The 13,572-nt window shown below is 56.5% G+C and carries 13 protein-coding genes and 1 pseudogene; 2 read left to right on the top strand and 12 right to left on the bottom strand.

The features are described from left to right. Positions 1-40 precede the first annotated feature (40 nt). Positions 41-886, bottom strand: coding sequence for an N-hydroxyarylamine O-acetyltransferase (gene nhoA, locus ACMVME_RS01030; protein WP_020884048.1), 846 nt, complete (start codon positions 884-886; stop codon positions 41-43). Positions 887-1,029: 143 nt separating this feature from the next. Between nhoA and ACMVME_RS01025 the strand changes: the two genes are divergently transcribed. Next, positions 1,030-1,605: a flavin reductase family protein gene (locus ACMVME_RS01025; RefSeq protein WP_020884047.1), complete on the top strand. Its 576-nt coding sequence runs from the start codon at positions 1,030-1,032 to the stop codon at positions 1,603-1,605. Between the two features lie 42 nt (positions 1,606-1,647). Here the strand turns inward: ACMVME_RS01025 and fusA are convergent, their stop codons facing one another. Next, entirely contained in the window at positions 1,648-3,747 is a 2,100-nt protein-coding gene (gene fusA, locus ACMVME_RS01020; RefSeq protein ID WP_020884046.1) for an elongation factor G, read from the bottom strand. A gap of 160 nt (positions 3,748-3,907) precedes the next feature. Here fusA and ACMVME_RS01015 point away from each other — a divergent pair, with 160 nt between their 5' ends. After that, a complete protein-coding gene (locus ACMVME_RS01015) occupies positions 3,908-4,207 on the top strand; it encodes an ArsR/SmtB family transcription factor (protein WP_014170235.1) in 300 nt (99 codons plus the stop codon). Positions 4,208-4,250: 43 nt separating this feature from the next. On the opposite strand, the gene pptA is transcribed toward ACMVME_RS01015, so the two are convergent. The 10 genes and pseudogenes from pptA to ACMVME_RS00965 form a co-directional block, all read right to left on the bottom strand. Then, positions 4,251-4,481 carry a tautomerase PptA gene (gene pptA, locus ACMVME_RS01010; protein WP_020884045.1) on the bottom strand — a complete coding sequence of 77 codons (231 nt, stop codon included), beginning with the start codon at positions 4,479-4,481 and terminating at the stop codon, positions 4,251-4,253. Positions 4,482-4,518: 37 nt separating this feature from the next. Next, a complete protein-coding gene (locus tag ACMVME_RS01005; RefSeq protein ID WP_014170237.1) occupies positions 4,519-5,136 on the bottom strand; it encodes a glutathione S-transferase family protein in 618 nt (205 codons plus the stop codon). Between the two features lie 40 nt (positions 5,137-5,176). Continuing rightward, positions 5,177-6,064: a transporter substrate-binding domain-containing protein gene (locus ACMVME_RS01000; RefSeq protein WP_068794663.1), complete on the bottom strand. Its 888-nt coding sequence runs from the start codon at positions 6,062-6,064 to the stop codon at positions 5,177-5,179. Between the two features lie 9 nt (positions 6,065-6,073). Further along, on the bottom strand, positions 6,074-6,847 hold the full coding sequence (locus ACMVME_RS00995) for an amino acid ABC transporter ATP-binding protein (protein WP_014170239.1): 774 nt from the start codon (positions 6,845-6,847) through the stop codon (positions 6,074-6,076). Then, positions 6,831-7,757 carry an amino acid ABC transporter permease gene (locus ACMVME_RS00990; protein WP_020884042.1) on the bottom strand — a complete coding sequence of 309 codons (927 nt, stop codon included), beginning with the start codon at positions 7,755-7,757 and terminating at the stop codon, positions 6,831-6,833. The genes ACMVME_RS00995 and ACMVME_RS00990 overlap by 17 nt, the downstream gene beginning before the upstream one ends. A gap of 9 nt (positions 7,758-7,766) precedes the next feature. Continuing rightward, positions 7,767-8,276, bottom strand: a complete 510-nt coding sequence (locus ACMVME_RS00985; protein ID WP_020884041.1) for a GNAT family N-acetyltransferase — start codon at positions 8,274-8,276, stop codon at positions 7,767-7,769. 9 nt (positions 8,277-8,285) lie between these two features. Then, positions 8,286-10,549: pseudogene (locus ACMVME_RS00980) on the bottom strand (NtaA/DmoA family FMN-dependent monooxygenase). Between the two features lie 16 nt (positions 10,550-10,565). Continuing rightward, a complete protein-coding gene (locus ACMVME_RS00975; protein ID WP_020884038.1) occupies positions 10,566-11,687 on the bottom strand; it encodes an amidohydrolase in 1,122 nt (373 codons plus the stop codon). Continuing rightward, entirely contained in the window at positions 11,666-12,685 is a 1,020-nt protein-coding gene (locus ACMVME_RS00970; RefSeq protein ID WP_068794665.1) for an LLM class flavin-dependent oxidoreductase, read from the bottom strand. The genes ACMVME_RS00975 and ACMVME_RS00970 overlap by 22 nt, the downstream gene beginning before the upstream one ends. Before the next feature lie 110 nt (positions 12,686-12,795). Continuing rightward, the gene (locus ACMVME_RS00965; protein WP_068794666.1) at positions 12,796-13,335 is read right to left on the bottom strand and encodes an AAA family ATPase; all 540 of its coding nucleotides are present in this window, start codon (positions 13,333-13,335) and stop codon (positions 12,796-12,798) included. Positions 13,336-13,572: the final 237 nt, after the last annotated feature.

Raw genomic sequence — 13,572 nt, 5'->3', positions numbered from 1 at the left:
GTTGCCGGGTGGCGCTACGCCTGAGCGCAGCGCCACCGGTCTATTTCCCGGCCTGAGGATGTGTATCAAACCCGGCCATCACCGCCGTCAGCGCGTCCAGCGAAAACCCGTGTTTGGGATCGTCAACGCCCAGTCCAAACCGTGACTGCATCACCTGATACAGCGCGTTCGCGTCGGGAAGATGGACCTGCTCTTCCGCATGCCCCTTCTGCCAGTGGGTAAAGTTAAAGTTGGTCAGGGTCAGCTTTCCGCCGTCAGGCAGATGGCGACACATCAACAGATGGTGGCGAAAATGGGATTGCGGCCAGTGCGCCGACCAGAAGTTGCCCATCACGTAATCGCTGAAATACTGTGTTGTCAGATCAAAATGGTACATCGACTGCCAGTGATCGTGGTGGCTGAACTGCAGGATCCAGTCGTTGCCCTCGCTCAGCAAACGGTACAGCCCGTGCGGTGTCTCCTGCTCCTCGTTGGCGAGCAAACGAATCGGCGCCGTCAGCGTCTGTCCGCCAAAACCGACGTCGGCAATCCAGCGCTCGCCGTTGAGTTCAACCAGCAGCAGACGATGCGTACGCGGCGGCATCTGTGGCGGACTGGCTAAGACCACGCGGCCCAGCACGCTGCGAACCGTAAAGCCCACTTCACGCAAAACGCGTTCAAAGAGGCCGTTCTGCTCAAAGCAATAGCCTCCACGACGCGCCGTCACCAGTTTGTCGACCAGGCACTGATCTTCCAGATGGATTTCGCGCGGCATCACGACGTCAATATTCTCGAAAGGGATCGCGCAGTTGTGGTGTAGATGCAGCGCCCGCAGGGTGTCGATGTCAACCTGAACAGGCTGTTGCCAGCCCGTACGGGCAAAATAAGCACTCAGAAATGGGGACATGATTCGCTTCCATGATGTGATGTTCCCTGTTTATAAACTATTTTCCGGCCTCCATATGCGCAAAAGTGCTTTTTGCGGGTGCATCTTGATTTCGGCTCCCCATCAGACGTTTAATGCCAGAATACCTGCTGAGAGGAATGTTCATGAGCGCGTTTCGTCCCGTTGAATTAAAGCATGCCAGCCGTCTGCTGAACCATGGCCCTACGGTGCTGATTACCAGCCGCGATGAGTCTATCGACCGTCGTAACGTCATGGCTGCGGCCTGGTCGATGCCGGTGGAGTTTGAGCCACCGCGTATCGCAATTGTGGTGGACAAAAGCACCTGGTCGCGCGAACTGATTGAGCGCAGCGGAAAGTTCGGCATCGTCATCCCCGGCGTGGCAGCGGCTAACTGGGCTTATGCCGTCGGCAGCGTGAGCGGGCGCGACGAAGACAAGTTCAACTGCTACGGGATCCCGGTTGTGCAAGGTCCGGTACTCGGCCTGCCGGTGATTGAAGAGAAATGCCTGGCGTGGATGGAGTGTCGTTTACTCCCGGTTACCGCAGCTGCAGAAAAATACGATACGCTGTTTGGTGAGGTTGTTTCGGCAGCCGCAGATGAACGCGCGTTTGTCGCCGGACGCTGGCAGTTTGACGGCGATAAGCTGAACACCCTGCATCATCTGGGGGCCGGGACGTTTGTGACCAGTGGGAAAATGGTAAAGGCGCTGGAAAAATAGCCTATAAAAAAAGCCCTCTCCGCGAGGGAAAGGGCTTTTAAATTACTTCGCGCGCCGTGCAATAATTTCATCCGCAACATTACGCGGTGCTTCCGCGAAATGATGGAATTCCATCGTGTAGGTCGCGCGGCCTTGCGACATCGAACGCAGCGTCGTGGCATAGCCAAACATCTCCGCCAGCGGCACATCCGCGCGAATAATCTGACTACCGTACTGCTCTTCCATTCCCTGCACCATGCCGCGGCGGGAAGAGAGATCGCCCATGATGTTGCCGGCGTACTCTTCCGGTGTTTCCACCTCGACATGCATGACCGGTTCAAGAATCACCGGGTCCGCTTTACGAGCGCCCTCTTTAAAGCCGAGGATCGCCGCCATGCGGAACGCCATTTCCGAGGAGTCGACCTCGTGATAGGAGCCAAACGTCAGGGTCGCTTTCACATCGACAACCGGATACCCCGCCAGGACACCGCTGTTCATGGCTTCGCGCAGGCCTTTCTCCACAGACGGAATATACTCGCGCGGGACAACGCCGCCCTTGGTGGCATCTTCAAATACAAAACCACTGCCGGGCTCTAACGGCGCCAGACTGAGCACCACATGGCCGTACTGCCCTTTACCGCCGGACTGTCGGACAAATTTCCCTTCGATATCCTTCACCGCTTTACGCAGGGTTTCACGGTACGTGACCTGTGGGCGACCAATGTTCGCCTCAACGCCGAACTCACGCCTCATGCGGTCAACGATAATCTCAAGATGTAACTCACCCATCCCGGAGATAATTGTCTGGCCGGACTCTTCATCGGTGTGCAGACGAAACGAAGGGTCTTCCGCTGCCAGGCGCTGCAATGCAATGCCCATTTTCTCCTGATCGCCTTTGGTTTTCGGCTCTATCGCAAGCGAGATAACCGGGTCCGGAAACTCCATCCGTTCCAGCGTGATGACGGCATTCGGGTCGGTGAGCGTGTCACCGGTTGTCACATCTTTCAACCCAACGCAGGCCGCGATATCGCCCGCGCGCAGTTCATCCACTTCGTGGCGATCGTTAGCATGCATCAGTACGATGCGCCCAATGCGCTCTTTCTTCCCTTTCACCGGGTTGTACACCGCGTCGCCTTTGCGCAGCACGCCAGAGTAAACGCGGATAAAGGTCAGCTGTCCGACGTACGGGTCGCTCATCAGTTTAAAGGCCAGCGCAGAGAACGGCTCGTTGTCGTCTGGATGACGCTCGGCATGCTGCCCATTCTCATCCACACCATCAATGGCGGGCACGTCCAGAGGCGACGGCATCAGTTCAATGACCGCATCAAGCATGCGTTGCACGCCTTTATTTTTAAACGCGCTGCCGCACAGCATCGGCTGGATTTCACCGGAGATGGTCCGCATACGCAGCCCCCTGATGATTTCCGCTTCCTCTAAATCACCCGTTTCCAGGTATTTATCCATCAGCTCATCGCTGGCTTCCGCCGCCGCAGAGACCATTTTTTCCCGCCATTCCTGCGCAGTACTCACTACGTCATCCGGCACAGGAGCATAGGTAAACACCATGCCCTGGGTGGCATCGTCCCACAAAATGGTACGCATTTTGATGAGATCCACCACGCCGGTGAAGTGTTCTTCTGCCCCCACCGGAATAACAATCGGGACCGGATTCGCTTTCAGACGCTCCTGCATCATTCGCACGACGCGGAAGAAGTCCGCCCCCGGGCGGTCCATTTTGTTGACGAAGGCCAGCCGCGGGACATGATATTTATTCGCCTGACGCCAGACGGTTTCCGACTGCGGCTGCACGCCACCGACGGAGTCATACACCATGACAGCGCCGTCGAGTACACGCATGGAACGTTCCACCTCAATGGTGAAATCCACGTGGCCCGGGGTGTCGATAATGTTGATCCGGTGCGGTTCAAAGCCCCGGTCCATACCTGGCCAGAAACAGCTGACTGCCGCAGAGGTAATGGTTATCCCGCGCTCTTGCTCCTGTGCCATCCAGTCGGTAGTTGCCGCGCCATCGTGTACTTCACCCAGTTTGTGGCTCATACCGGTATAAAACAGGATGCGCTCGGTGGTGGTCGTTTTACCGGCATCGATATGCGCGGAGATACCGATGTTGCGATAACGTTCGAGAGGGATGGGTCGGGGCATAATATTTCCTTAGTCATTAAGACTGCGTTGTGACGACCGGGATGGTCGCGTGTTCGTTCGTTTGCTATAATAGTCCTATTGTACGAGTATTATCGAACTATTTTTTTACGGTTGACCTATTGTTGATATAGCTCAATCTGACACCAGACGCAGGAAAACGATGATCCCGAACCACCCTGAAACTGAACAAATACTGCTGGAAAATGTGCTTTTTGCCCTCGGTAACCCGCTCCGGCTGTCGATTATCCGCAGGCTGGCCGATGGCAGCGAACTGAGCTGTAACGCGCTGCGCCCGGACGAGGTGGTGAAATCGACGATGACCCATCACTGGCGCGTCTTGCGCGACAGCGGCGTGATTTGGCAGCGCCCGCAGGGGCGAGAAAATATGATTTCACTGCGCAGAGACGATCTTGATGCCCGCTTTCCGGGGCTGATGGCAATATTGCTGCAGACGAAGTAACGCGTGTGTCGTGTCGGGCGACTCCGCGCCGCCCGACCCTCTCTCACATTGAATAGCCGGGTTTCTTAATTAAGTGATCCAGGTTGGGTTCAATTTCGGTATCCCAGACCTGCGCTTTCCAGTCGGCTTCCTGCACTTCATTCAGGGCGACCGAAATAGAGCGATCTTTACTGTTCAGATGACGGGTAATCACCTCAGCAATATCCGCCGCCAGCGCGGTTTTTTGGTCGTCGTTCAAATCACGGGGAAAACATTTGATATCTACGTGTGGCATATGCAGGCTTCCAGTTATGAATGTGAGTTCCACGTTATCAGATTATCTCGTTTGCCTTTAACACCTTGTGCAGTTCCGGCAGCTGGCACACCGTATCCGCAATCGCCGTTATCTTTGGCGTATTCGCCGCAAACCATGCATGGCGAGGCCCCCAGGTGCGTGCAACCGTGATGTAGACGTCAAGCAGCGTCAGCCGTTCCCCGAGTGCAAAAGGGGTGGCACTGAGCTGGCTGTCAAACCACAGATAGAGTGATTTTCGGTATTCAATACAGCTGTTTTTCAACTGCTCTGGCGCATCCGGCACCCAGCGTTCGGGGTAGTCAGCGTAGGTAAAGGTGGGATAAACGTTCGCAACAAACCAGATGAGCAACCGCTGAAACTGCTGCCGCTCAGCCTGGCCGACGGCAGGCGCAAGATCGGGACATCTGTCCAGCACCATCAGGGCTATCGCCGCCGTTTCGGTCATGATCGCCCCGTTTTCCAGTTCCAGCGTGGGTACCTGACACAGCGGATTGCGTGCTTTCAGCAACTCACGCTGCGGGCCGGGCTGGTCGAACCCGTCCACGTTGATAAATTGATAAGGGATGTCTGCCAGAGTCAGCATCACTTCACTGATTGCCGATCCCCAGCCGGGTACGCCATAGAGTTTAATCATGTTGCCCCCTCCGGGATGAAAACCCTAAGTGTAGACACGACTAATAGGTTATCCCAGTCGGGTTCACGTCGGATTGCGTCACCGCTTCGCCCTCTTCTCCCCAGCGTGCCAGCACCCGCTGGTACTCTCCACGCGTAATAGCGCCCTCCAGCGCAGCCTGCAAAGCATAAACCAGCCCATTGCCTTTTTTGGTCGTCGTGGCGACATAGGCTCTCTTCGGCCCGAGACCCACTACGCGCGTTTTGCCGGTCAACGCCGCTTTATAGGCGGATACGGATTGAGGTCCGAAGAACACATCCGCCCTGCCGGACTGAATATAGAGGTTGCCGGAAGCATCATCGGTCAGATAGACCGGCAGCGCAGGCTCACGACCGGCTTTTTTGTTCTCTTCATTCCAGCCCAGCAGAATGCGCTCCTGATTGGTCCCGGAACCGACAATCACCTTTTTGCCTGCCAGATCTTTTGCGCTGTTAATCGCCTGGACCGCGCTGGTGGATTTCACGGAAAACGCCAGTGAGTCGACGCGATAGGTCGCAAAATCAAATTTCTCTTTTCGCTGTTCGGTCACCGCAATATTCACCAGCGCCACGTCATAGCGTCCGGAGCTGATCCCCAGCGGCCAGTCTTCCCAGGCCGTGGGAACCAGCTTCAGCTTTAACCCCAGACTGCCCGCCAGCAAGCGGGCAATATCCGGATCGCTGCCAATCCGCGTCCTGTTATCGCTGGCAAGCAGCGCCAGCGGTGGAGAGTTGAGCGCTGAGATCGCTACCGTGAGCGTGCCCGGCTCAACAAATTTATAGTTCGCGGGGATCTTCGCGACGGCCTGCCGATCTACCGTCACCGGCAGCGGCTGCTCGTTGGCGTGTAAATCGATACCCGCATGGCTCGCGGTCGTAAAAGCCAGACCGGCCAGAAAAGCATATTTCATCTGCACTCCTTACAGCACTTTTGACAGGAACTGGCGCGTTCGCGGGTGCGACGGACGGGTTAATACGTCGTCACTGCTGCCCTGCTCCACAATTTTGCCGTCGACCATAAAGACCACCTGATCCGCCACTTCCCGGGCAAAGCCGATCTCGTGGGTGACGACCACCAGCGTGGTACCCGAGCGGGCGAGCTTTTTAATCACATCCAGCACTTCGCCAACCAGTTCCGGGTCGAGCGCTGAAGTGGGCTCATCAAACAGCATTACCCGGGGACGTAACGCCAGTGCGCGGGCAATGGCAATACGCTGCTGCTGACCCCCGGAGAGATGGCGCGACCAGGCGTCGGCTTTATCGCGCAGCCCGACCACATCCAGCAGGCTGTATGCCCTTTCAACGGCTTCTTTCTTACTCAGCTTTTTATGGGCGATGGGCGCTTCAATCAGGTTTTCCAGCACCGTGAGATGCGGAAAGAGATTAAAGTTCTGGAAGACATAGCCCACATTGACGCGCTGTTTGAGGATCTCTTTCTCTTTCAGCTCGTAGAGTTTGTCACCCTGACGGCGATAACCGATGTAATCACCGTCAATCTGGATAAACCCTTCGTCGACGCGCTCCAGATGGTTAATGGTGCGCAGAAGCGTCGATTTACCCGATCCGGAAGGCCCGAGGATCACCGTTACCGATCCGGGCGGGATCTCCAGCGAGACGTTATCAAGCGCTTTATGGCGGCCAAAAAACTTACTGACGCCGGTAATCGAAATATGCCCTTCAGGAGAGGTTTGCATGGACGGGCTCCTGTACTGATGCGGTGGATACGGAACGGACGCGACTGGCTACCCGGTTTTGATTAACGGCTGAACGACGTTCGCTGCGGGCAAGCCCGCGCTCCACAACATGCTGAATGGCAGACAACACGGTGGTAATCACCAGATACCAGACCGCACCGACCATCAGCAGCGGGATCACCTCCTGCGTGCGGTTATAGATCATCTGAATGGTATAGAAGAGTTCCGGCATCGCCAGGACATACACCATCGCCGTGCCTTTCGCGAGACTGATAATTTCATTAAATCCGGACGGCAGAATCGTGCGCAGCGCCTGCGGCAAAATGATACGCACCGTGCGACGCCAGGCTGGCAGACCGAGTGCCGCCGCCGCTTCATACTGACCATGATCCACCCCCAGAAAACCGCCGCGAATGATCTCGGCGGTATACGCGCTCTGAACCAGCGTCAGCCCCACCACGGCGGTGGAAAACTGTCCCAGCACGTTGATGGTTTCAAAGCGACCCCAGGTAATGGCGGTGAAGGGTACGCCGAGCGAGAGCGTGTCGTAGAGATAGGAAAAGTTATAGAGAATGATCAGAACCACAATCAGCGGCAACGAACGAAACAGCCAGATATACCCCCAGGCCAGGCTGCTCAGCAGCCAGGATGAAGAGAGCCTCGCCAGCGCCAGCAGGCCGCCGATGACCACGCTCAGCGCAGTGCCGATCAGGGTCAACAGCAATGTCTGCCCTACGCCTTCGAGGATAACCGGATCAAAGAACCAGCGGGCAAAGACAGACCACTCCCAGCGCGGGTTAAAGGCCACGGACTGAATGACCACCGCAAGCACAAACAGCGCCACCACGGCACCGACAGTCCGCAGCGGATAACGCGCCGGGACCACCTTAATGGTTTCAACGTTGCTCATTGTCATCCCTCATGCTGTTTTACTGAACGCTTCACTGATCAGCGTTTTGGTGAAACGCAGCCGACCATCAAACGGCGGCTGGCTGTACTCTTCCGGATCGCGGTTCAGATCGAACTGCGGCTGATAGCCCTGGCTGATATAGAGCCTGACCGCTTCGGGCTGACGAAAACCGGTGGTGAGGTAGATCTGGCTGTAACCGGCCTGTACCGCCCGACGCTCCAGCTCCTGGACGACGCGGGCCGCCAGCCCCTGTTGACGCAGCGCCTTGTGCGTCCAGATTCGTTTGATTTCAGCGGTGCGTTCATCAAACGGTTTATACGCGCCGGTGGCGATGATGTCGCCGTCACGCTCAAGGACAATAAACAGCCCCTGCGGGGCCAGGTACCACTCCGTGAGCTCCACTTCCGCGTCTTTAGAGAAGTAGTCGCCATAGCGGGCGGCATATTCACCGAATAATCCGTCGATGATGGGCTGAAGATCGGCGTCTTCCGGTGACACGTCCCGAAATTGCTCGCGCATAGCGCCTCCTTAGTCACCCAGTCCTGCCGGGTTCACTTCTGATTGAGGGATACGTTCTACCCCTTCCCCCCAGCGGTTCAGCACTTTGTCGTAATCGCCGTTTTTGATGACCCCGTTAAGTGCGGTCTGTACCGGCTCGACCAGGCCGCTGCCTTTTTTCAGCGTCACCGCAATGTGCGCCGCCTTCGGCCAGCCGCCGTCGACAATCCCAACCCGTTTCGTTTTCCCGGTCAGCGCCGCTTTCCATGCGCCAGTCACGTTCGGGCCAAAGAACGCATCTGCGCGCCCTGACTGGAGAGACAGGGTTTGTGATGCATCGTCTTTGGTGTAGATCGGGGTAAACGGCTTCAGGCCTTTCTTCACGTTCTGCGCATTCCACGCCAGCAGGATAGCCTCCTGGTTGGTCCCGGAACCTACGATGATGCGCAGCCCGGCGATGTCCTCCGCCTTCTGCAGCGAGGTTATCGGACTGGTCGATTTCACATAGAAACCGAGGGAATCTTTACGGTAAGTGGCAAAATCAAACTTCTCTTTGCGCTCTCTGGTCACGGTGATGTTGCTGATCGCCGCATCGTATTTCCCGGAGACGACGCCGAGAGGCCAGTCCTCCCAGGAGGTTGGCACCACGTTGAGCTCCAGCCCAAGGCTGTCGGCCACCAGACGGGCAACGTCCACCTCGCTTCCGAGCAGCGTTTTATTGTCGTCGGAAAAAACGGTCAGCGGCGGTGAGTTAAGCGCGGCAACCGCCACGGTGAATTTGCCCGGCACGGCGAAGCGATAATCTTTCGGCAGTTGCGCGATGGCGTCGCTGTTTTTGGCGGTGTTGACGGGCGTTTTGTTGGCTTCCAGGCTCACGCCAGTGCCATTAATGTTCACATTCTCTGCCCAGACGGCAGGGGAAAAGGCCAGCGCAAGCGCCAGAATAAGCGATGATTTCTGCATAGCGAGGTTCTCTATTATTGTTGTGTGAACTGGTTTTGCGGTTCGTCTAAACCCAGACTGTCGCGCAGCGTAGTGCCGGGATAGTCGGTGCGGAATAACCCGCGGGCCTGTAACACCGGGACAACCTGGTCAACAAAACGCGGGAACGTGTCCGGCGTTCCACCCTGAATGATGAAGCCGTCCGCGGCGAATGCCTCAAACCAGCCCTGCAGACCGTCTGCCACCTGCTCCGGCGTACCGGAAAAGCGCGGGCGCGGGGATGCCGCTTCGAGTGCAACCTGACGCAGAGTTAAGTTGCGTTCGCGAGCATTACGCTTAATTTCATCGGTCGTGCTGCGAAAACTGTTTTTACCTAATTCACCGATGTCCGGGAACGGCTCGTCAAGCGGATACTGGCTGAAATCGTGATGTTCGAAATAACGGCCGAGGTAATTCAGGGCATCGTTAATCGACACCAGAGCCGCGGTTGTCTGATACTGGTTCTCCACGTCCTCCGCGTCTTTGCCAACAATTACGCTGACGCCCTGAAAAATATGTAAGTCCGATGCCCTGCGGCCATTGGATTCAAGCTGGTGTTTCACGTCGCGATAAAACGCTTTGGCTTCCTCTAACGTTTCATGATGGGTAAAAATGGCGTCAGCATGTTTCGCAGCCAGTTTTTTTCCGTCATCCGATGCACCTGCCTGAAAAACAATCGGGCGTCCCTGCGGCGTGCGGCCAATATTGAGCGGACCGGCCACCTGGAAGAAATCGCCGTGGTGATCAAGCGTATGCAGTTTTGCCGGGTCAAAGAACTGCCCGCTCTCTTTGTTGCGCACAAAGGCATCCCCCTCCCAGGAATCCCAGAGTCCTTTCACCACGTCGAGGTATTCATCCGCTATCCGGTAGCGCAGCGCATGTTCAGGGTGTTTCTCGCGCGAGAAGTTTTTCGCCGACCCCTCCAGCGGTGAGGTCACCACGTTCCAGCCTGCACGTCCGTTGCTCAAATGATCGAGGCTGGCAAACTGGCGCGCCACGGTAAACGGTTCGCTGTAGGAGGTCGATAAGGTACCGACCAGACCGAGGCGCGACGTCAGACTTGCCAGTGCGGACAAGACCGTTAACGGCTCAAACCGGTTTAAGAAATGCGCAATGGATTTCTCGTTAATATAGAGGCCGTCGGCGACGAATAAAAAATCAAGCTTCCCCTCTTCGGCTTTTAACGCCGTGGCTTTTACAAAATCAAAATTAATGCTGGCATCGGCGACCGCCGCCGGATGGCGCCAGGCAGACATATTTCCGGAAGCACCATGCAAAATGGTTCCCAGCCGCAATTGTCGGGTTGCAGACATATTCACCTCTTCAGAATTAAACGTGTTGCAGGGCTTTTTCCGCAAGCTGTGCAAAATAGCGGGCAGCGGGCTCAATTAATGCTTCATCCGGGTTGAAGGCCGGGTGATGTAAACCGAACGGACTGGCGCTACCGATGCTGACAAACGCCCCGGGGATCTGCTGCAGATACACCGCGAAATCTTCCCCGCCCATATGCAGCTCGGCGTGCTGCGTTTCATACCCAGATTCTCTTGCAACGGCGGTGGCAAATTCGGCCCAGTGCGCGTCATTGACCAACGCGGTAGGCCCGGCGTACCAGGTGATGTCGATCTGCGCGCTAAACGCGCTGGCAAACCCGGCGGCAATTTCGCCGACGCGTGCTTTCACATTCTGCTGCACTTCCACGCGGTGGGTGCGAAGCGTGCCTTCCAGTTCAACGCTTTCCGGCAGGACGTTCCAGGTATTGCCCCCGGTAATGCGCGTGACGCTAAGCACCACGGAATCAAGCGTGTTGACGTTGCGGCTGGCAACGCTCTGCAACGCCGTTACCAGCTGGCTCGCCAGCACGATGGCGTCGTTACCTTCATGCGGACGTGCAGCATGCGCGCCTTTACCGGTAATTCGGATAACAAACCGGTCGACGTTGGCGTAGAACGGCCCACCGCGGGTGGCAAATTCCCCGACCGGCAGCCCCGGCTCGTTATGCATCCCGAAAATGGCACTGACATCACGTAAGGCACCGGCCCGCACCATACTTTTCGCGCCGCCAAAGTTCTCTTCAGCCGGCTGAAAAAGGATCCGCACACGCCCGTTTAAAGACGCTTCACGCTCTTTAAGTTTTAACGCCGCCCCGAGGATCACACTGGTATGAATATCGTGTCCGCAGGCATGCATCACACCCGCACGCTGTGAACTAAACGGCACGCCGCTGCGCTCTTCAATGGGCAAGGCATCAATATCGGCCCGCAGCGCAATCAGCTTTTTTCCCGTGCCAATTTCGGCCACCACGCCGGTCTGAAGCGCATAAGGCAGCGGCGTAATACCAGCCGTCGTCAGCCACTGACGCAGGCGAGCGGTCGTTTCGACCTCCTGGCCGGACAGCTCCGGGTTCTGGTGCAGCTCCCGGCGCCAGGCAATCAGTTGTTCGTCAAAACGCATACGGCGACCTCCTTGTTAAGCTTCGCCTGCGCCAGCAGACGCAGGGACTGTATTCGCGTTACGCCATCCGCAACGGGGGTATCAATAATGAATTCATCAATGCCCCATTTTTCGTGCAGGGCGTTCAACTGTTCCAGCACCGATTCAGCTGTTCCCGCCAGCAGCGACTGTGCCCGACGGGCAATGCGCACCGGCTCGCTGCCCGCCTGTCGGGCAAAGGCATAGGCCTGCTCTTCGCTGGCCACGGTGACGCGCTGCCCATTTGCCAGTTCGACGCCCCAGACTTCAACCTGTTGTGCCAGTGCCTCCGCCTCCGCCTGCGACTGGGCGACGATGACCTGCACCGCCACAATCGCATCCCGGGCGCTGTGGTTACGCCAGGTGGTGATGACTTCACGCAGCAGCGCCGGATCCCCGTTCAGGTGAGCAGCAAAGACAAAATGCCAGTCAAGTTTCGCGGCCAGCAGCGCGCTTTCGGTACTGGCCCCCAGCAGGAACCCCAGCGCCGGAACCGGCGGCAGCGGCGTCGCGCGAACGGCCTCGTCCACCGACTGATTTTCCGGCTGGATCCAGTGATGAAGCTGTGTCAGCTGTTCGGCAAAACTGCCTTTTTGCTGTTGATCGAGGCCCTGCTGCAGTGCCCGGGTGGAGAGCGGCAGGCCGCCTGGGGCTTTCCCAACGCCCAGATCCACGCGCCCGGGAGCAAGCGCGGCCAGGAGGTTGAAATTTTCTGCGACTTTGTAAGGGCTGTAGTGCTGGAGCATGACGCCACCAGAGCCCACGCGGATACGCCGTGTTTGCCCGAGGATCCAGGCGATTAACAGTTCGGGTGAAGGGCTGGCCAGCTGGGGCGTGTTGTGGTGTTCGGCAATCCAGAAACGGTGATAGCCCAGATTTTCTGCCTGCTGTGCCAGCGCCAGGGTTCGCGCCAGTGCATCGGCAGCCGTTTCGTTTTCAGCGATGGGGCTTTTATCCAGAATACTGATTCGCCAGGACATGTTGCGTTCTCGTTTGACTTAACATGTCGTCATTATTAAAGGCGTATTTCACCTCTGAGAAACAATTAATTTACATTTGGTTTGCCGGAAATCAGATATATAAATCCATGCTACGCGTGTGACTTAAGCGATGAAATGAAGTTTTCCACCTCACTGCGGCGGGTAATGCGGACAAAATGAATATGGGCGTATTGCGGGTCTACCATATCGCGTGCATAACGTGCGCGGTTGCTGCGCCAGGTTTTGATTGTCCAGATAATAATGGACTCACGGCTCAAGAATGAGCGACGAAAACTCTCACAGTTTCCCGTACCGGGCCACAGTTCCTGTTTGTGCCAGGCGCGCCTGAACGCTCGGGTGACAGCCTGATACAGGGTTCGGGCGAACCCATAATCCACCCACACCACCCGATCCACGTCTCGCCATTTCACAGGACGCGTACGGTTATAGTTGCCATCAAGCACCCACTCCGCTGACGCCTTTAGCGTCGTCTCCAGTTTTTCCAGCAAGATAGCGTCCGGGGTGCCCTGCCAGTCCGGACACCAGTAAAGTCGGTCCATTTCAATGTAAGGAATATCCAGTTCTGCGGCGATACGCTTCGCCAGAGTGCTTTTTCCACTCCCGCTGGTGCCAATCACATTTACTTTCACCCTGCTGCCCCCTGTTGAAGAAAAACCCTTAAAGCATAGCGTTCTCATCTTGTTAACGAAACGCTATTTCGGCGGGTCAGTTTACGTCGAAGAGTGATCTCCCGCTTTTAATTTGCCTTATGGCGTTTATTTGCAGGGCGCTACAAAAACGCACCGATAAATATTTTCATTTTTATTACATCGGTCGCATTTTAAAAATAAAAAATACTAAATACAGGGTATTCCGGAACGCATAAC

The organism is Enterobacter cloacae complex sp. 2024EL-00711 (assembly GCF_047529885.1).
Taxonomy (GTDB): domain Bacteria; phylum Pseudomonadota; class Gammaproteobacteria; order Enterobacterales; family Enterobacteriaceae; genus Enterobacter; species Enterobacter ludwigii.
Note: the sequence above shows the minus strand (reverse complement) of the source record. Positions and strands in the feature narration are given on the sequence as shown.

What these genes read in the sequence shown, in the direction of transcription:
- nhoA (WP_020884048.1), bottom strand. Translation starts at nt 886, where the DNA reads ATGTCCCCATTTCTGAGTGCTTATTTTGCCCGTACGGGCTGGCAACAG.
- ACMVME_RS01025 (WP_020884047.1), top strand. Translation starts at nt 1,030, where the DNA reads ATGAGCGCGTTTCGTCCCGTTGAATTAAAGCATGCCAGCCGTCTGCTG.
- fusA (WP_020884046.1), bottom strand. Translation starts at nt 3,747, where the DNA reads ATGCCCCGACCCATCCCTCTCGAACGTTATCGCAACATCGGTATCTCC.
- ACMVME_RS01015 (WP_014170235.1), top strand. Translation starts at nt 3,908, where the DNA reads ATGATCCCGAACCACCCTGAAACTGAACAAATACTGCTGGAAAATGTG.
- pptA (WP_020884045.1), bottom strand. Translation starts at nt 4,481, where the DNA reads ATGCCACACGTAGATATCAAATGTTTTCCCCGTGATTTGAACGACGAC.
- ACMVME_RS01005 (WP_014170237.1), bottom strand. Translation starts at nt 5,136, where the DNA reads ATGATTAAACTCTATGGCGTACCCGGCTGGGGATCGGCAATCAGTGAA.
- ACMVME_RS01000 (WP_068794663.1), bottom strand. Translation starts at nt 6,064, where the DNA reads ATGAAATATGCTTTTCTGGCCGGTCTGGCTTTTACGACCGCGAGCCAT.
- ACMVME_RS00995 (WP_014170239.1), bottom strand. Translation starts at nt 6,847, where the DNA reads ATGCAAACCTCTCCTGAAGGGCATATTTCGATTACCGGCGTCAGTAAG.
- ACMVME_RS00990 (WP_020884042.1), bottom strand. Translation starts at nt 7,757, where the DNA reads ATGAGCAACGTTGAAACCATTAAGGTGGTCCCGGCGCGTTATCCGCTG.
- ACMVME_RS00985 (WP_020884041.1), bottom strand. Translation starts at nt 8,276, where the DNA reads ATGCGCGAGCAATTTCGGGACGTGTCACCGGAAGACGCCGATCTTCAG.
- ACMVME_RS00975 (WP_020884038.1), bottom strand. Translation starts at nt 11,687, where the DNA reads ATGCGTTTTGACGAACAACTGATTGCCTGGCGCCGGGAGCTGCACCAG.
- ACMVME_RS00970 (WP_068794665.1), bottom strand. Translation starts at nt 12,685, where the DNA reads ATGTCCTGGCGAATCAGTATTCTGGATAAAAGCCCCATCGCTGAAAAC.